General features: G+C 59.1%; 10 protein-coding genes and 8 pseudogenes. 7 read left to right on the top strand and 11 right to left on the bottom strand.

Going from position 1 to position 17,828, the window contains the following annotated elements; genetic code table 11:
* Nucleotides 1-789: 789 nt before the first annotated feature.
* The 3 genes and pseudogenes from RX328_RS10290 to RX328_RS10280 all read right to left on the bottom strand — a co-directional run.
* Nucleotides 790-1,587: an amidohydrolase family protein gene (locus RX328_RS10290; protein WP_213255476.1), complete on the bottom strand. Its 798-nt coding sequence runs from the start codon at nt 1,585-1,587 to the stop codon at nt 790-792.
* Nucleotides 1,584-1,841 (bottom strand): hypothetical protein, encoded by a 258-nt coding sequence (locus RX328_RS10285; RefSeq protein ID WP_213255474.1) that lies wholly within the window; start codon nt 1,839-1,841, stop codon nt 1,584-1,586. The genes RX328_RS10290 and RX328_RS10285 overlap by 4 nt, the downstream gene beginning before the upstream one ends.
* Nucleotides 1,842-1,887: 46 nt before the next feature.
* Nucleotides 1,888-2,182 (bottom strand): annotated as a pseudogene (locus RX328_RS10280) (alanine dehydrogenase); the annotation flags it as partial.
* A gap of 124 nt (nt 2,183-2,306) precedes the next feature.
* Here RX328_RS10280 and RX328_RS10275 point away from each other — a divergent pair.
* Nucleotides 2,307-2,500 (top strand): annotated as a pseudogene (locus RX328_RS10275) (DDE-type integrase/transposase/recombinase); the annotation flags it as partial.
* 159 nt (nt 2,501-2,659) lie between these two features.
* Nucleotides 2,660-2,837, top strand: a pseudogene (locus RX328_RS10270) (IS5/IS1182 family transposase); the annotation flags it as partial.
* Nucleotides 2,838-2,866: 29 nt separating this feature from the next.
* On the opposite strand, the pseudogene RX328_RS10265 reads toward RX328_RS10270, so the two are convergent.
* Both RX328_RS10265 and RX328_RS10260 read right to left on the bottom strand, forming a co-directional pair.
* Nucleotides 2,867-4,055, bottom strand: a pseudogene (locus tag RX328_RS10265) (IS3 family transposase).
* A 292-nt stretch (nt 4,056-4,347) separates the two neighbouring features.
* On the bottom strand, nt 4,348-5,703 hold the full coding sequence (locus RX328_RS10260) for an LLM class flavin-dependent oxidoreductase (protein WP_213255472.1): 1,356 nt from the start codon (nt 5,701-5,703) through the stop codon (nt 4,348-4,350).
* Between the two features lie 1,070 nt (nt 5,704-6,773).
* Here RX328_RS10260 and RX328_RS10255 point away from each other — a divergent pair.
* Nucleotides 6,774-8,196, top strand: a pseudogene (locus RX328_RS10255) (MATE family efflux transporter).
* A 666-nt stretch (nt 8,197-8,862) separates the two neighbouring features.
* Here RX328_RS10255 and RX328_RS10250 read toward each other — a convergent pair.
* Entirely contained in the window at nt 8,863-9,000 is a 138-nt protein-coding gene (locus RX328_RS10250) for a hypothetical protein (RefSeq protein ID WP_213255470.1), read from the bottom strand.
* Between the two features lie 761 nt (nt 9,001-9,761).
* Between RX328_RS10250 and RX328_RS10245 the strand changes: the two genes are divergently transcribed.
* Nucleotides 9,762-10,631: an isocitrate lyase/phosphoenolpyruvate mutase family protein gene (locus RX328_RS10245; RefSeq protein ID WP_249727071.1), complete on the top strand. Its 870-nt coding sequence runs from the start codon at nt 9,762-9,764 to the stop codon at nt 10,629-10,631.
* 126 nt (nt 10,632-10,757) lie between these two features.
* Here RX328_RS10245 and RX328_RS10240 read toward each other — a convergent pair.
* Nucleotides 10,758-11,885: pseudogene (locus tag RX328_RS10240) on the bottom strand (IS3 family transposase).
* On the bottom strand, nt 11,882-12,082 hold the full coding sequence (locus tag RX328_RS10235) for a hypothetical protein (RefSeq protein ID WP_213255466.1): 201 nt from the start codon (nt 12,080-12,082) through the stop codon (nt 11,882-11,884). Before RX328_RS10235 ends, RX328_RS10240 begins: the two are co-directional and overlap by 4 nt.
* 265 nt (nt 12,083-12,347) lie before the next feature.
* On the opposite strand from RX328_RS10235, the pseudogene RX328_RS10230 reads away from it, so the two are divergent.
* Nucleotides 12,348-12,698: pseudogene (locus RX328_RS10230) on the top strand (transposase); the annotation flags it as partial.
* 15 nt (nt 12,699-12,713) lie between these two features.
* Here RX328_RS10230 and RX328_RS10225 read toward each other — a convergent pair.
* The 3 genes and pseudogenes from RX328_RS10225 to RX328_RS10215 form a co-directional block, all read right to left on the bottom strand.
* A complete protein-coding gene (locus RX328_RS10225; protein ID WP_249727069.1) occupies nt 12,714-13,616 on the bottom strand; it encodes a D-2-hydroxyacid dehydrogenase in 903 nt (300 codons plus the stop codon).
* 535 nt (nt 13,617-14,151) lie between these two features.
* A complete protein-coding gene (locus RX328_RS10220) occupies nt 14,152-14,286 on the bottom strand; it encodes a hypothetical protein (RefSeq protein WP_283772431.1) in 135 nt (44 codons plus the stop codon).
* Between the two features lie 85 nt (nt 14,287-14,371).
* Nucleotides 14,372-14,813 (bottom strand): annotated as a pseudogene (locus tag RX328_RS10215) (biotin synthase); the annotation flags it as partial.
* A 282-nt stretch (nt 14,814-15,095) separates the two neighbouring features.
* Here RX328_RS10215 and RX328_RS10210 point away from each other — a divergent pair.
* Both RX328_RS10210 and RX328_RS10205 read left to right on the top strand, forming a co-directional pair.
* Nucleotides 15,096-15,890, top strand: coding sequence for an aldehyde dehydrogenase family protein (locus RX328_RS10210; RefSeq protein WP_213255462.1), 795 nt, complete (start codon nt 15,096-15,098; stop codon nt 15,888-15,890).
* A 264-nt stretch (nt 15,891-16,154) separates the two neighbouring features.
* Complete coding sequence (locus RX328_RS10205) at nt 16,155-17,534, top strand: aspartate aminotransferase family protein (protein WP_213255460.1); 1,380 nt, start codon at nt 16,155-16,157, stop codon at nt 17,532-17,534.
* Nucleotides 17,535-17,828 lie beyond the last annotated feature (294 nt).

Genomic DNA, 17,828 nt, shown 5'->3' with positions numbered 1-17,828 from the left:
TCCCAGGCGCCTCTCACTGTGAGTCTCCGCCAGCGGCTACTGGTTCTACGGGCATTGCCGTGTGGTTCTGAGAAAGCCTTGATGGGCACGCCTCGATCTGCCGGCTCCCCCTCAAGCGAAGTGTTTTTTCGGCGCGCAGGCGATCGTGCCGATCGTCTCTCCTGTGGTTAGGTTCTGCGTCGCTTCGACCGAGAACAAACCGAGCGTCATGAAGGAAGCCTTTAGCAAGTGCCGAACGCTAGCCGGTCTCCTAAATCTAGCGCCTCCGGACAGGAACGGCTTACGAGCGGGCCGTTTCTCGAAAGTCACGTACCTCTAAAGTTTGGGCGGAAGCGAGCGCCGAGGGCGAGCCTCTTGGTTAGCTTGGATCGCTCGAGCCGAAAGGCGCGAACGATACGGCGTGCTCAGCAGCAATAGAAAAAGCGCCCTGTTGGCTTCATAGCTCGCAGCGGATCGGCTGCTTCTTGAACCCGTCATTACCAGCGTGCCTTCACTCGTGCAGACCGACCATAACCACGTTCGCCCGCGCTGTTTTAAGAAAACCTCGAAGACTGGAAATCGATCAGACATGGCATCCAGCCCCTAACCTCCACCCGTCGTCTGCATTTCTGCATCCATAGCACAACTTACGCCGGTGCCGGCCTGCCTGTTGCGCTCTACTGGTTCTACGCGCACTGCCATGTAGGTTCTTAGAAAGCCTTGATGGACCGCCTCGATCAGCCGACTCCCCTCAAGCGGAGTTTTTTCGGCGCCACCGGAGCCCTGAACACGGGCCCGCCGTGGAGATACTCATTTCGTTATTTCCGCAAGGTCTACAGGTCCGAGTTGCCGAAAGCCGTAGAGGGCAGCAGACGTCTCGCCGAGGATCCGGCATCTAGCGTCCTCATCTGGGACGAGCTCCTCAAGCCACTCCAAGGTCTCCGAATAGGATGGCGCATAGGCGTGGTCGGCCGTCAGGTGCGGCCACTCCGACCCCCAGAGCAACTGTTCCGGCCCGATCTGCTCCAGCATCCTACCCGCCGCTGCCTGGGCCCAGCCATCTGGGACGCGTCCGATCCCCGACAGCTTGACCCACGCCTCGGCGCCCTTAGCGAGCGCCAGGAGCCGGTCCAGGCGCGGATCCCAGGCGGGATCGCGGGCGCTGTCCGCAAGTCCGAAGCCTCGGAACACCAGGCGATGGCCGTCAGCCAGGAGCAGCTCTGCCAGGCGCTCACGTCCTTCGACGCCGCCGGACACCTCCAAGTGCAGGCCCAGCTGAAGGGCAGCCTCGAGTGACTCGGCGAGTGGATCGGGATCGTCGAGGGTTAGCGCCAAACCCGCGGCACCTGATCGGCCCCACTCCTCCAGGACATCAGACGCCAGCGGTTGCACGAGGGGCGGAACGAGCCGCACCGGCATTCGGGCCTGGCTCGCCTGGGTGAAGAGCTCCGTCGGGTCGCCGTTGAGGAAAGCGGGCTGGACCAGGACCAACCCGGTGATCGCGCAGTCGCGCGCGGCGCCTTCCAGCCGCTCCAACGAGCCGTCGATGACGGGCGCGGCCCGCCTGGCCTCTCGTCGGAAGGCGTGGACCTCGCAGTCGATCCTCATGGAGCGCCCTCGCCGCAGAGTGCAGCCGGCAGGGCGCCCGAAAGGCCGCAGCTTACCCGGAAAAGCAGGTCCTCGACCGCGGCGGGGCGGGCGTGGAGACCCTCCAGCTTCTGCTCAAGCACGCGGCGGGCGACGTCCCGCTGCGCGTCCGGACCGTGGCGCTCGGCCGCGATGATCTCGCCGATAGTGCCGAGTCCCAAAATGGAATGCTCGCGCGCCATTGCAAATACGGGGTCGCTATAGGTGATCCTCATCCGGTTATTTGCTCAGCTGTGTAAGTCTTAGTTGCGGAAAAAAACGCGCAAGATGCTTGGTAAGTGAAGGGGATCTGGTCTTTCGCAGTTGCGCCCGTTTGAAAGGCTGGGGCTCCTTGACCTTTACGATCATCTCGCTTGATGCAAATACCTCGCCAGCGAAGTCCAGGATCGTTGCGCCAGCCGTGCGGTAATTGTCGTCCGTTATGCCAATGCCAGTGCCGGCATTGGTCTCGATTGCCACGCTGTGGCCCCGGCCGCCACATATTCGCGGGCGGCTCCAGGCGTGAGGCCACACGATATTCGTGCGTCTCGATTCCTTTAAGAACGCCAACCGTTATTAGCAATCTCCTTACTTGGACGACCTTTTCTGATCGATAGCAGTTTGTTCTCCTGCAAACTTGCAACGCAGGGTCAAATGGCGCGGAAATTCTGCGTTTTTGCCGCCATTGCGCAGGATTCCAAACAGATGGACGCATGCTGGCCGTGGTCGACGATTGCACGCGCGAATGCCTGGCGCTGAGGCCGACAACTTGCTTTCCGGCGCCCGGGTGGCAAGGGAACTGGAGGGCTGGTGATTGAGCGTGGCCAGCCGAAGATGGTGGTCAGCGACAACGGCAGCGAACTCACCAGCAAGGCCATCCTGACCTGGGCTGGGGACATGGCCATCAACGGGAAGCGGGCTGGCCCTCAATTTAGCAACCTACGCAGGGGTCAGTTTCGCAAAAAAAGTAAAGACGTGAATCGCTCAGAAACGAAAGGCCATGACCGAGCACACTAAGGACAAGTTGGCTGCAGCGCTGCGCGATCTCGGCCTCAACCGGGGCCTGGAGCGCGAAGCGCGTAATGTCTGGGTGATGTGGCCGATTGGCGGGCCGGCTCCTGATCATAAGTCGATCACCGATTTTCGAAAGGACGACGGCGCGGCGATCCGGAAGGGTTTGTAAGTTCAAGGCTGCGAACAACCGCGACCGCAACTTCACGCATGCCAAGATGGCGAACCCTCCTGACCTTGCCCCCAAGTTTTAGCCAATCCTGAGTTCGCCCTGGCTGTTGGATTTGCCCGGTTGGGCGGTGGAAGCGACGGGAGCTGGCGCGGAGCCCTCGACATAGCGCAGCGCCAGATCCCGTCGCGGATGGCAGGTGAAGGCGAACTCGGACGGCGTCTTCCATCCGAGCCGCGAGTGTGGACGATGATCGTTGTAGTCGGCTCGCCAGCACCCGAGGGCAATGCGAACCTGAGCCAGTGACGTGAACAGCGTTTCGTTCAGGAGTTCGTCCCTCAAGCGCCCATTGAAGCTCTCGATGAAGGCGTTCTGCATGGGGTTGCCCGGCGCGATGTAATGCCATTCGACGCGGCTGTGATCCGCCCATGTCAGGATGGCGTTGCTGGTAAGTTCGCTACCGTTGTCGCTGACGATCATCTTCGGCTTGCCGCGCTCGACCATCAGCCGGTCCAGTTCCCGTGCCACGCGGATGCCGGAGAGCGAGGTGTCGGCGACCAGCGCCAGACACTCGCGGGTACAATCATCGACGACGGTCAGGATGCGGAAGCGGCGGCCGTCGGTAAGTTGATCCGACACAAAGTCGAGCGACCAGCGGTCGTTCGGTATCATCGGAACCAGCATCGGCGCCCTGGTCCCGATCGCCCGCTTGCGACCGCCCCGGCGGCGCACCGTCAGCTTCTCTTCCCGATAAAGCCGGAAGAGTCTCTTGTGGTTGATCAGATAGCCCTCCCGCTTGAGCAGCACATGCAGCCGTCGATAGCCGAAGCGGCGGCGCTCCTGGGCGATCGCCCGCATGCGCTGGCGAAGGCTGGCATCGTCAGCCCGGGTCGTCCGATATCTCATGGTCATGCGGCAGCAGCCGATGGCTTTACACGCCCGCCGTTCGCTCATCCCGTAGGCATCCACCAGATGAGCGACAGCTTTCCGCTTCCCCGCGGGCGTCACCACTTCTTTCCCAAGAGGTCCTTCAGCGCCACATTATCCAGCATGGCGTCAGCAAGTAGCCGTTTCAGCTTCGCGTTCTCGTCCTCCAGCGACCGCAGCCGCTTGGCTTCGGACACATCCATCCCGCCGAACTTGGCCTTCCATTGTAGATGCTGGCGTCGCTGACGCCGTGCTTGCGGCACAGATCGGCCACCGAAACCCCGGCCTCGTGCTCCTTCAAGATCCCGATGATCTGCTCTTCCGTAAACCGATTGCGCTTCATGCTCTGGTCCTTGTCGTGGGCCAGAGCGAACTTCAAACTGGATTAAGCCCGTGGGGCAAGGTCAAGATTGATGACTTGACCGAGCTTGGCGCGAACAGATCACCTTTCCCAATCGTCTCCGGGTTCTTCGATCACATCGCCCTCCCGCCGAGGCCGCGAAATCATAGGGGCGGTTCGAGGTACTTTTTAAGATGAAATTGCAAGCGTTCGTCTCTCCAGACCTCAAACGCTTGCAATGTCGAAATCCACCGCTGTAAAAAATCCGGGTCCAGCTCAACGGCTGGGCACTTCTTCACGGACGACCGCTTACACTTGCCTGCGTGAACCGATTGAGTGGCCGCTTGAGACCGAGGTTCTCTCTTAGGGTTTGTCCGGAGTATCTGGATCTGAATTTTCCTCGTCGGCGCAATTCGGGAACGACCAGCTCAACAAAATCCTTGAGTCCGCCGGGAACGGTCGCCGGCAATACGTTGAATCCGTCAGCCGCATGTTGGTCAAATCTATCCACCATGGCGTTGGCAATTTCCTCCGGTGTTCCAACAACCATGAGATGGCCACGGCTGTCCGATATCAGACGGATCAGCTGTCTCCAGGTAAATTTCTGGCGTACGGCTAGGTCGACGAGCAGCTTCTGACGGCTCTGGATCGAATTCGTCTGCGGTAAAGTCTCGGGGACCAATGAGTCAAGGTTCATGGAACGCAGATCGGTGACAGACCCCAGCCAAAGATCGGCCGCCCCAATTAGAACGTCGATGTGCGTGTACGATTGCAGTCTTTGAAGCTTCTCAGACGCCTCTTGCTTTGTCCTCCCGATGATCGGGACAATGCCCGGCATGACTAGCAGCTGATCGTCATCCCGTCCAAGTGCGCGCGCTTTCTCTTTGAGAGTTGCGCAGTATCGCTTACCGTTCTCTAAAGACGGTTCGGCGGTGAATACGAGCTCGCCGACTTCTGCAGCAAACGGTATTCCGGCATCGGATGCGCCAGCCTGAACCAACACGGGGTAGCCTTGTGGCGGCCTTGCGATGTTCAATGGGCCTCTGACTGAAAAGTGGTTCCCTCGGTGATTAAGCAAATGCAGCTTCGTAGTATCGGCGTAAATACCACTTTGCTTGTCGCGAATGAAAGCCTCGTCCTGCCACGAGTCCCAAAGACCCTTGACAACGTCTACAAATTCCTTCGCTCGAGCGTAGCGCGTGTCATGATCTGGAAGTTCCTTCTCGCCGAAGTTTTGGGCCTCGAAATTCATTGCCGAGGTGACAATGTTCCAGGCCGCGCGTCCCCGCGATAAGTGGTCAAGTGAAGCGAACATGCGTGCAAGATGATAAGGTTGGTAATAGGTCGTCGTCGCTGTCGCTACAAGGCCGATATCCTGTGTTCTCGACGAAAGCGCCGATAACAGCGTAATTGGTTCGAACCCATCGTTACCGCCTACACGGGCTATGGTTGGGTGATCAACTAGTACACCTTGGTGATCGGCGACAAATACGAAGTGAAATGCCGCACCTTCGGCAAGTGCCGCCAGATGGGCAAGATGGTCGACCTCAACTCCACCATTCGCTGGCACGCTTGAATCGCGCCATGCACCTTCGTGATATCCCGCCGGTGCGAGATACAGTCCGAGCTTCATTTCATCATTGCGGCGCATGCCGTATCTCCGTTTTCAGTTGGACTATCTCGTGCACTGCATTCAGCTGGATTGGCGTCGCAGAAAATCAGCCTCAACGCTCGATTTTCCGCAGGCACAGAGATCTCGACGAGTGTGCTTGCTAGAAGTTTCGCTGCGACCACCCATCCTCTGAAGCCAGTACTGAGGAGAGCGCTCCAAGCATCCTCGCCCTCCCCGAAAGAAGACTGTCATAGGAGGCAGGCACCGCTTATTCACAGAGCGCATCTCCGAAAATGGCTCCGCTCATTTACCTCACAACTGACAACAAGGGACCTACTAAGGGTGGTAGTATCCTCGGTGTCAGAGCTTCAGTATATCCCTGCCATGTAGCTTTCACTGTTTCCATGAGCCTATTTCGAGGAACGGCATTGGAAGTTCCGGAGCGCAGCTGATTTAAGTTGCCTCCGAGTTTGGAGGTGGGACGCGCGGTTATAGGCTTTCTCATTTCGGCCGACGTCGATATAGGTTCGGAGCATTTGTTCACCGGCTAGTTTCGCGCCGAAATACCGGAGCGCCCATAGGCCCGGCCGCGGGAGCCCAGTTAGAAACTACCAATATCGACAGTTGATATTGTTGTCCCGGAGCAGCATCAGTTGCCCAAGGAGTCGCGGTGATGGCTTATAACATTATCGACTTTCAGTTCACGCATGCGTCGCCCGTGAATTCGACTGCCGCCACGTCGCTATCCGTCTCAGTGCGCGCTCGAGCACCATGTTGCCGCCGAGTAATCGACCACGCCGGGATCCGGTTCCCGCCGGCACCTATTGCGCGATGCGGACGATCGACCTTTTCGGTGCGGTCACCTGCCGGAGCCGCTTTGCGCTAAAGACGCGAGAAAAAGGGCGATGTGGAAAGCCCAGGTGAAAGGCGACGGACCTGTTTTCATCAGGGTGCGAGCAGGCACCAACCACAGGTTCTAGCTCAGGTTTAGGTCGATCGCGGCTGCGTGAATCCGCATCCGCGGACCATCGCGAGTTCGGGGCGGGGAAGAGCATCTTTGTGAAACAAAAGCTCGTTTGTCCGCGATGTAAGCGGGCAGCATGATTTCCATGGACAAGAGAGTCGAAACAAAACCGATATAGCGTTCGCGGCCCGCACTCACGAGACGGGCGGCTGGCCATCACCTCGCTGTCGAGCTCAGCGAAACCGTGAAACTCGCGTTGCCGATGGTTCTTACGCAGGTTGGGCAGATCGCGATGACGACGACCGATCTTGCCTTCATCGGTCGGATCAGCACTGAGGCGCTCGCAGCGGCAGCGCTAGCCGGCAGGATCTATCTCGTTAGCTTCACGTTCGGTGCAGGCGTGCTGGCGGCGATCGCACCTTTTGGCGGCACAGGCGTTTGGGGCGGATAATCTGGCCGTGGTCCGGCGCACGGTGCGCATGGGGCTGTGGGCGGCGCTGCTCCTATCGTCCCGATCATAGTCTTCGCGTCGCGCGGGGAACAAATACTGCTGGCTCTTGCCCCCGCGCCTGACGCGGCGCGGCCCGCCCAGCAATATCTGTTCGGACTGGCGTGAGGCGTGGCGCCGGCATTCTGTTTTCAGGCCATCCGTAGCTTTATGGGTGCGGTCAACCGGCCGGAGCCGGTGTTCTGGATCACGCTCACGGCAATCTCCGTCAATGCCCTGTTGGTTTATCTGCTGATCTATAGGAAGCTAGGCCTACCCCGGCTGGAGCTGTTCGGCGCGGGTGTTGCGACCACTCTGGTGAACTGTGCGACGTTTTTGGCAGGTTTATGGTTCGCCACAATGCAACGCTTTTTCCGTGACTACCGCGTGCTTGCACATCTTTGGCGGTTCGATTGGCCGTTAATGCGGCGGCTGATGGTGATCGGAACCCCGATCTCAATCGCCTCCTTGATGGATACGGCCTATTCTCGGCCACAGCACTCCCGGTTGGCTGGATCAGTATCGGCGCACTTGCCGATCACCAGATCGCGCTTCAAGTCGACGCGATCCTGTTGATGATCTCTATCGGGATCGGCATGGCAGCGGCCGTGCGCATTGGGTATGCGGTCGGCCGCAACGACGGTCCCGGCGTCAATCGGGCAGGTCTGGTCCCGATGCTACTCGGCATCGTGAGTACTGCAATTCTGCCGCTTGGGGTGATAGCCGCGCGTTTTGAGATCGCAGAGTTGTTTCTGAGCGAATCTGCCGGCGATGCTGATGCGACGATCCAACTCACCCCACAGCTCATTTTGGTTGGCGCGAGCTTCTTTATCAGTGATACCGTAGAGAGCATTGCGGCGAGCGCCCTGCGCGGGCTGAACGACACGCGGGTGCCGCTTCTGTTTGCCCTAATCGCTTATTGGCTGATCGGTTTCCCCCTGAGCTACGTGCTTAGTTTGAAGATAGGCCTTAGCGCCATGGTATCTGGATTGGCTCGATCGGCACCACCGTGTACGCGGCGCTACTCGTCCGGCGTTTCGTGCTGTTGGCAACTCGGCAGCTCCTTAGAGACAATCCTTGATTGCCTAAACCTCATTTCGACCGCCACGGCGTTGCCGAACCCCTTGCAGATTTCCGATCACGAGATGGACGTCGTCTCCGCCGACGTTTCCCAAAGCCGGCTGCGCACTTCCATGAGGCTGCTGCTACTCTTTTTCGGTTTTGCTCATGCCAACGACGATGCCACCGTTCCAAACCGGCGAAGAAACTGCCGCGATCACACATTCGAAACTCTGCTCAACTGAATATCTGGATAGGCAGCGTCGCCCGACCGCCCTACCCGAGAAGCATAGACAATTCAATGCGATGCTTCCGAGGGACGTCACGAAGGCGAAGACGATGGCAGACGTTACGCGCGGATCCGAATTGGCGGCGTCACCCGGTTAGAACGCGGAACGGCGAACCCCTGAGGTATATATGCAAGCTCGAGGGTCTGGTCAAAATGAAGGCCCGCAGAGATTTCTTAAGCGTGAGGAGTCGCACGGCCGTGGCGGCGATGAATCGTTTACGTGCAATAGTCCTGCAATGCCCGGTCCAGCGCGACGGTTACAGATGCTTCGATGGGTTTCTTTGGCCATCTGCTCGGCGTCTGACGCTGATCCTTTGATTTCTCTACTCGGCTCGGACCACCGTCGCGTTCTTGTTGACGGGCCCGTAGGAGATATAGTGGGTCTGGTCGCCCCTGCGCCTAGGGTGAGCTGGCGAAGGCGATGAACTTGTAGGCGGCGTCCAACCGCGGACTGCCCTTGGGAATCAAGTTCCAGTCCAGTGCCTGGGCGTCCCACATCATCTCGAAATGCTTGCCGGAGTTTCTTGATCGCGTCATAGATCCGGCCGTTTCAGGCCGAGGTCATCACGACCTGACCGTCGGCGAGAAGCTGCGGACGTCCTTCTTGATCGTGCCCAGCATCTCAACGTACGGTCCCTACGCCACTGTGAGATCATCACCGAACGGGGGGGGGGGGCGCGGTGGAACAGCCCATCACGGCTGAACTGGCTTCCACCGTCGAGAATCCATAGCTCGTGCCAGCTCGAGTATTCTAACGGGAGTGCATTCAGCCCGTTCGCCGCGTAGCAGCTGGCGGATAAAGGGCTTCCGCTATGCGCGCGCGAATTCCAGCACAACAGCAGCGAGCGAAGTATGGGTAGTCGATTCGTGCATGACTAGATGGCCGCAAGATGCTCCGTTGATGCCTTCACGAGGTTGTTGCCAGTACTCGACGTCCGGACAAGCTATTTGGTCCAGTTCGATGGCCCCGTTGACTGGTCGAACGCGTGCGTTTCTTTTGAGCCTCCGCCGCTAACCATCGAACATTTTGTGATTGTCAGCGCTTAGCCGCGACTTCCTGCGCCATCCGTAGCGAAATGCAACAATTGCGACCCGGTCAACTACCAACGCAGGCAATTGATCTGGATGACGAAAGCATATCAGGTATCGGTGATTAACGGTCCGTCAAACGCACAGGAGGCGGGATGCAAGACCAATCACAATCTGTACTAGCCAACGGCCCCGATCGATGCCTTGACTCGTCGCCTGCAGGAATTCTGCGCGGTCAGGTCTGCGCCACAAGCGAACTCTCCTTCCTCATGGAAGCGCATGATGGACTCTCTGGCGCGATCGCCGAGCGCGCGGGGTTCAAAGGCCTCTGGGCATCAGGCTTGTCGATTGCCTGCTGTCTCGGCTACCGCGATGCCAACGAGGCTTCATGGAGCCAACTCGTCGACGTGGTCGAGCGCATCGTCGACTCGACCAAACTGCCTGTGCTCGTTGACGGCGATAACGGCTTCGGGAATTTCAACAATGCCCGCCTCCTGGCACGCAAACTAAGTCAGCGTGGCGCTGCCGGCGTCGCTCTGGAGGACAGCTGTTTTCCGAAGATGAACTCGCTTATTGGCGAGCGGCATCCCCGCGCCGATATCGATGAATTCTCCGGCCGCTTGCGGGCAGTGAAGGATGCGGTCGCGGAAGACTTGGTCCTCGTAGCCCGGGTCGAAGTGCCGATCGGTTGCCGTGGGATGGACGAAGCAACTTTGCGCGCTCACGCTTACGCCGACGCGGGAGCTGATGCGATCCTCATTCACTCGAAGGGCACCGCGGACGAGATCCTTCCATTTCTAAGTGCCTGGCAGCAGCGGCTACCTGTCGTGATCGCTCCAACGCAGTACCATCGAACACTGGTCTCTGCATATCGTGAGGCCAGCATCTCCACAGTGATCTGGGCCAACCACTCCATGCGAGCTGCAACAGCGGCAATGCGCCGGGTCTGCGGTCGCATTATCGCCGAGGGAGGCATTGCCGGCATTGAGCCAGATGTCGCGACGCTCGATGAGGTGTTTGAATTGTTGAGGTACGACGAACTCGCCTCTGCGGGAGCGCGATATCTCCCCCCCGAATCTGATCCACTCAACGACATACTAGTTCTCAATGAACTGCCGCCATGGGATCGTTTGCCCTAATGACACGTTCCACTGCAATCTCGAACGAAGCACTTGTTGGCCATCCTGGTGTTGGAGGTACGATAGAGCTGGTCCCGGTTGTCTGAACAGAGTTTCCGCGCCGATAGGTGGAGCCTCTGCCGGGGGTTAGGCTGCCATGCGGAGTGGCAGCGGGGTGAAGTAGGCTTGATCCGGCGTGCTGCCGTCAAGACTCGAATGGGGACGCCTGCTGTTATGGAAGTCGAGATATCGGCCGATCGAGCTGCGCGCCTCGCTGATGCTGTCATAGGCCCGCAGGTACACCTCCTCATATTTGATGCTGCGCCAGAGCCGTTCGACAAACACGTTGTCCCGCCATGCGCCCTTGCTGTCCATGCTGATCGCGATGCCGTTGTAGGCGAGCACGCCGGTAAAAGCCTGTCCGGTGAACTGCGAGCCCTGATCCGCGTTGAAGATGTCCGGCTTGCCGTGACGAGCCAAGGCATCCTCCAGCGTCTCGACGCAGAAGGCTGCTTCCATGGTGATCGACAGCCGCCACGACAGAACACGACGTGTTGCCCAGTCCAGCACCACGGCGAGATAGACGAAGCCACTCGCCATCGTGATGTAGGTGATGTCCATCGCCCAGACCTGGTTCGGTCGCGTGATCTCCAAGCCGCGCAGCAGGTATGGATGGATCTTGTGGCCGGGCTCTGGCTTGGTGGTGCGCGGGCGGCGATAGAGCGCCTCTATCCCCATCCGCCGCATCAGCGTTTTCACATGCCGGCGGCCGATCTTGCACCCCTCGGCAGCCAGCAGGCCTCTCAGCATTCGCGACCCGGCGAAGGGAAACTCCAGATGCAGCCGGTCGAGACGCCGCATGATCGCGAGGTCGTCGGACGACACCGGCCGCGGCAGGTAATAAACGCTGCCGCGGCTGATCTGTAAAACTTCCGCCTGCCTGGTGATCGACAGATCATGCTCGCGGTCGATCATCGCTTTGCGCTCAGCAATCCCGCCTTGGTGAGCGCTCCTTCTAATCGTTCTCCAGCGTCAGTTCCCCGATCTTGGCATGCAGCGACTTCACATCGATCGCAGGCGTGGCCGGCGCAGCGCTGCCAGGTCCAAAAACTCCGGAAGCGCCACCCTCCAGCTGCGCCTTCCACGCCGTAATCTGATTGGGGTGGACGTCGAACTGCTCGCAAGCTGAGCTATTGTCCGGTCGCCCTTGATGGCGGCAAGCGCCACCTTCGCCTTGAAGGCCGGTGCGTGGTTCCGGCGTGCTCGTCTGCTCATCGTCGCTCCTGATTCGCAGGCACCAGCGTGCCCGCTGTCAGGCAGAAACTCCACTTATCGACCTGTTCAAATTTGCGGAGCCGGCTCTCGAGCGACGACGGGCTCGTTAAGGCTCCATCCTTGTCGTACCGGCCATGTCCGTTGATGATGCCGATGTCGTGAACCCGACAAAGCGTCGCGGCCATACCAGTGAGCATGCTGCCACCTATGCGTTTCTTACTTTCGTTGGGCAAGCGAGCACCACATTCCCCGAGTGGCACGCCGATTGCTGCGTTGAGGAGCGAAGAGCCGCCGCGGCCACCAAATGTTCATCAGGTTGACCTTTCGAACGTCGAGAGCCTAGATAACGGCTTGCTGATGAAGATAGCTCATCCTCGGCGTGTTATCGATGACGCGCATGTGCAAGTATTTTCGATATTTTCTTACCTGAGGCACATCAGGCGATTACCATGTAATTGAAGGCATGGATATTGGAAGGCACTAAACTACGTCCCTGGTCTCACTACACGCGGCATCATCGTTCCCTGGGGGCTCGATGGCCCGATCAGGTGCGATGCGTTCGAAACTTATGTCGAGAAGGTCCACCAGAGCTACGACCAAGCGACATAGCGGCCATGGATAACTTATCCCCACAACGGGCCGCGCGTGCGTCAGATGATCGAGGCTGCTGGCGCGAGCTCGTGCCATCTCCCGCCCTACAGCCCCGATTTCACTCCGATCGAGAACGCATTACCAAGCTCAAGGCCTCCTGCGCAAAGCTGCCGAACGATCGGTCGATCGCTCTGGAGCGCCATCGGCCGTATCATCGACTGAGCCAAATGAGTTCTATCAGTAGCCGCGCTTCAGGTCGACCACGTTACGCAGCGGCCTCTTTTCGAGGAATCGCAGCAGGTTGTCGCCGAAGATCTCGAACACGCGAGTGGCGTAGTCGGACGGGTAGCCGGCAACATGGGGCGTAACGATGACGTTAGGCATCGTCCAAAGTGCATTGTCGGCTGGGAGTGGTTCTCGCTCAAACACGTCGAGGAGGGCTCCGGAAATTGTGCCCACTCGGAGCTCCTCAATGAGCTCGCGTTCCACAAGTACCGAGCCGCGGGCTATGTTGACCAGGAACGCGGTGCGGCGCATCAGCCGAAGCTGCTCGCGACCGATTAGCTTGGTTGTTTCTGGAACATGAGGAACTGCAAGGACAACGAAATCGGAGAGCTGCAGGAGCTCGGCGAGGCCATTCGGCGGGAAGAGCTTGTCCACGCTCGCGATCGGCTGGGTCACATCGCGTTTCGAGCCGATCACCGTCATCCCGGTGGTTTTGCCGCGGTGGGCGATGGCGGCGCCAATCGAGCCTAGCCCGACCACGCCGAGCGTCCGCTCGGCGAGCGGCGCAACATCTCGCGGATGCCATTCCTTGCGCGACTGTTCCCGAATAAACCGCGGGAAGTCCCAATGCATCATGGTTATGGCCGCCATTACGAAATCGGCGATGATTTCGCCATGTATACCCCGAGCATTGGTAACGACTATGTCGCCGATGCGATCGCGGACTGGCAGGATCGAATCGATGCCCGCGTTGCTGCACTGGAACCAGCGCAGCCGACGCGCCTTGTCGAACAAATCGACAGGAAACTCGGGAGCGAGGAGAACGTCTGCTTCCGCCATATGGCGATCTAGTGACGCCGCGTCCTTGGCGCTCAAGACGCGCAGATCGGGAAAGCGTTTACGGATCGACGCCATATAGTCATCGGCGGCGGCATCATTGATGAGGACAGTGACGACATCGTCTGCCGCAGATGTGGAAACTGTCATGACCAGCTAATCCTATTCCAATAGCGCAGGCAGTGCGCCCCGCGCCGAAAAGCCTTGATTCGTCTGCCGTCCTTGAGCGCGGTAGCGACCGACTTTTTCATACGCGGCGCGCTCGCCAGCGCAAGACAATCGTTCGAACCAAATCATGTCCGCGCGTGGCTTGAGACCGCGTAACCGATTGCTTCCTTTTAGGACATGTAAGGCCGCAATATACCTACCAACTCTGGTCGCGCGGATTGAGTTCATTCTTCACTCGCACAGTACGGATCCATTCGCAAATGTTCTAAGGCCACGAAGAACGAACACTTCAGCATCGGCCTTTTGGATTCAACTTGGCAAGATACATTTTTATCAATTAACCAGCAAGACGCGACCTGAAGAGTTTAGCTTCCGCCTCAGCAAAGGAGGCATAAGCAACGATAGTAGTTTTGTCTCCAGGACCGCGAGTCGCGCAGCGTTTAAGTCAAATGACGCCTGCCGCCCAGGCTGCTGCCATCACATACGTGGCGAAGTCGCGCTCCGGCTTCGACGTCGCAGATTTCGACGCATTGATCACTGTCCCTGCCGCGTCCTGCAGCGCACGATAATCTAAACGCACGATGGATCTCGCCTTTCATCTACGCAACCTGCATTCCCCACCTAAGCTGAGGTTTGCGCTAGAGCGCGCTCGCCCTCTGTTCCGCTCAGGCAGGCCCGGATGCGATGCCGAGCCGGTCCAGCAAATTCGCCTCGTGGTCACGCTGTGGGTTTTTCGTGATCAGCAGTACATAACCGATAAGGTCGAATTCGCGCCGACCAAAAGGACAGCGCCCGCAGTTCATCTGTCATATACTGCCGTCCGGCGGATAACGGCACTACACTCTTTGGCAGCAGATCCGGACCGTCGCGACCAGACACACCATTACGATCGGATCGGGACGACCCGTTACTGCGTTCCACAGGTTGATCGGACGCTTTCGGGATGGGTAGGAAGATTAGCGAGTAGGAGGAGTAGCCCAGCCGGTCCACGACGCGTTCGCCCATGCCGATGATGTCGCCGCAGCAGACCTTAATGCCGGGCTCCCGCACATGCGCAAGTGTGTCGATGCGATCCTGTAAGGTGCCGGTGATGATGATTTTGCCGAAAAGACCTCTGGTCTGCTTGGCGTATTGTACCACACTGACGCCGATCGCCATGGCCGCCCATGCACTGATTAAACGCATGCGTTTTTAATTTTTGCGACCAACGATCTAACGTCTTGCGACTTGTCAGGTCCAGTCGCGAATCTCGCCTCGAGCCTATAGCGAGGTGCTACTATTTCCGCCCGGTCAACTACCACACCTAGTAGTTGACCTAGATGACAACTAGGTCAACTACTAGTCCATAAAGGTCAGGTCGATCAAACGGCACCCGCAAAGGCGTTGGACATGCAACATCAATCGCAATCTGTTCTCGCCAACGGTTCTGATAAATGCGCTGACTCGTCGGATGCAGAAGTGCTGAGCGCTCTAGTCTACTCCAACCGCGACTTCTCTATTCTCATGGAAGCGCATGATGGGCTCTCGGGCGCGATCGCCGAGCGCGCAGGTTCAAAGCGGTCTGGACGTCCCTCTCAACTGCCCGCTCTCTTCGGTACCGCGACCCCAGCAAAGCTTCATAGAAGCAACTCGCCGACGTCCTGTGCGCCGATGCGCGTGTGTGCCATGAGCTTTACTGGATGCACAGAGATTGACCAGAAGATCGCCGGCCAGTGCGCGCCAACCACGACGCGGCCGGTGATGGAGCCTGGCGGCGACGAACCTTTGATCGTGTTGGACGACTCCGCCCTTGACGAGGTGATCGGACCCGCGGTTGGCGCCAACTTCGTGGCCTCCGGTCAGGACTGTCTGGCAGACAACCGCCTCTGCGTCCCGTGTCCAGTTTACAGGGCCTTCTCTACCGCCTTCGCCAAACGTATCTCAGCACTGAAGGTCGGTAGTGAGCTCGAGGATGGCGTTGAGATCGGTCCGCTGATGTACGAACGCGGCGCGCGTAACGTTGACGAGTGCTTACGCGATGCGCTGGCGCGCGGCGCGCGTTGTCTCGCCGGTGGCAGGCGATCGTTACCGCTGGCCCTCTTTCGTGAGCCGCGCCTGCTGACCGATTTCCGAGACGCGGCCCACGCCATGCTCGCAGAGACCTCGCCACCGCGCTCGCATCTTTCAATACCGAACAGGAAGTGATGACACGGGCCAACGACTCTGAGTACGGGCTGATCGCCTATGTCAACCGAGAACGGCTCGCGGCATCAGCCCATGGTATAGGCGCTCCATTACGGCATCGTGGCGGCGAACCGGCCAACCGGGTGAGATTGCCGGCGGGCCGGTTCCGGCGGCACCGATTAGTCCGCCCCACTGGCCAGCGCTCCGGCCCAGTCACGGAGGTCTTCCCTTATCTCAAATATATGCCTCGACAGTTCTAACACATAGCGCAGGAAAGGAGCCGCAATGCTCGGCAGCTCGAACGAACTTACAGCTTGGGACCGCGATCACTTCTTCCACCCCGCGACGCATGTCGGCGCGCATGCACGGGGTGAAATCCCGACACGCGTGATCGGCGCTGGCGAAGGAGTCTACGTCACCGACACGTCCGGCAATATCAGCCTCGACGCCTTTGCGGGTCTTTTTTGCGTCAATGTCGGGTACGGCCGACAAAAGATCGTCGAGGCAATCGCAGATCAGGCGAGAAAACTCGCCTACTACCACGCGTTTGTCGGCCACGGCACGGAAGCCCCGATCAGGCTATCTAAGATGATCATCGATCGCGCGCCGAAAGGCATGAGCCGCGTCTATTTCGGCACGTCGGGCTCCGATGCCAACGAAACGAACATTAAGCTGATATGGTACTACAACAATGTGCTCGGTCGGCCGGAGAAGAAGAAGATCATCTCGCGTTGGCGCGGCTATCACGGCTCGAGCGTCATGACCGGCTCGCTGACAGGGCTCGAACTTTACCACAAGGCCTTCGACCTGCCGCGTCCGCCCATCCTGCACACCGAGGCCCCCTACTATTTCCGCCGCGCGGACCGGTTGATGAACGAGGAGCAGTTCGCGCAGGCCTGTGCCGACAAGCTCGATCAAATGATCGTGGCAGAGGGGCCCGATACAATCGCGGCCTTCATCGGTGAGCCGATCCTCGGCGCTGGTGGCATCGTTCCGCCGCCTGCCCGTTATTGGGAGAAGATCCAGGCCGTGCTGAGGAAATACGACGTGCTGCTCGTCGCCGACGAAGTCGTCACCGGCTTTGGCCGCCTGGGCACGATGTTTGGTTCGGACCACTACGGCATTACGCCTGACCTGATCACCGTTTCCAAGGGGCTGACCTCGGCCTATGCGCCGCTATCGGGCGTCATCGTCTCCGACAAGGTTTGGCAGGTGGTCGTAAAAGGCTCCGACCAACTCGGCCCCATCGGTCATGGCTGGACCTATTCCGCGCATCCGATCTGCGCGGCGGCCGGCATTGCAAATCTGGAACTCATCGACGAGTTGGGCCTGATCGCGAATGCTAGCGATACGGGCGCTTGTTTTCGCGCAGAGCTGACTGGGGCGCTCGGCGACCACAGAAACGTCGGCGAAGTGCGCGGCGACGGGCTGATGGCTGCGGTGGAATTCGTCAAGGACAGGGACGATCGCGTCTTCTTCGACGCATCGCAGAAGGTTGGTCCGCAGGTCGCCGCCGCGCTGCTCGAGCGCGGCGTCATCGCTCGCGCCCTGCCGCAGGGCGACATTCTCGGCCTCGCGCCGCCGCTCTGCCTAACCAAGGACGAAGCTGATATCATAGTCCAGAAGACGACGGATGCCATCAATGCTGTGTTTGGCGATCCATAGGAGATCGACAACAAGCGTTGGAGATAACGTGCAGCCGTGAACTGCGTTAGCAGATGAATTCAATCGAAACGCTGTTCTCGGCCGCTGGTTCTTCTTTGAACCGTCGTCATTACGCAGATCGTTCGTAAGCCCATTGTGCGGATCGGAATCCAGATGGATGATGTTCTGTGATCCCCTCGGCCGCACCACAGTGCGTCATTTGCGTTCTCGAGAGATGCTGTGTGTCTGGGCATGCTTTGTGGCGGCACGATCGCAGCCAGATCTTTGGCTACTCGGTGCAGTTGGTGAATCGGA

Source organism: Bradyrhizobium sp. sBnM-33, assembly GCF_032917945.1.
In the GTDB taxonomy this organism is placed as follows: Bacteria; Pseudomonadota; Alphaproteobacteria; order Rhizobiales; family Xanthobacteraceae; genus Bradyrhizobium.
This window is presented reverse-complemented; position numbering and strand designations above follow the sequence as displayed.

Bases quoted from the DNA above. Each gene is read 5' to 3' on its own strand.
- RX328_RS10290 (WP_213255476.1), bottom strand. From the start codon at position 1,587: ATGAGGATCGACTGCGAGGTCCACGCCTTCCGACGAGAGGCCAGGCGG.
- RX328_RS10285 (WP_213255474.1), bottom strand. From the start codon at position 1,841: ATGAGGATCACCTATAGCGACCCCGTATTTGCAATGGCGCGCGAGCAT.
- RX328_RS10260 (WP_213255472.1), bottom strand. From the start codon at position 5,703: ATGCGCCGCAATGATGAAATGAAGCTCGGACTGTATCTCGCACCGGCG.
- RX328_RS10250 (WP_213255470.1), bottom strand. From the start codon at position 9,000: ATGACGCGATCAAGAAACTCCGGCAAGCATTTCGAGATGATGTGGGAC.
- RX328_RS10245 (WP_249727071.1), top strand. From the start codon at position 9,762: ATGGAAGCGCATGATGGACTCTCTGGCGCGATCGCCGAGCGCGCGGGG.
- RX328_RS10235 (WP_213255466.1), bottom strand. From the start codon at position 12,082: ATGCTCACTGGTATGGCCGCGACGCTTTGTCGGGTTCACGACATCGGC.
- RX328_RS10225 (WP_249727069.1), bottom strand. From the start codon at position 13,616: ATGGCGTCGATCCGTAAACGCTTTCCCGATCTGCGCGTCTTGAGCGCC.
- RX328_RS10210 (WP_213255462.1), top strand. From the start codon at position 15,096: ATGCAACATCAATCGCAATCTGTTCTCGCCAACGGTTCTGATAAATGC.
- RX328_RS10205 (WP_213255460.1), top strand. From the start codon at position 16,155: ATGCTCGGCAGCTCGAACGAACTTACAGCTTGGGACCGCGATCACTTC.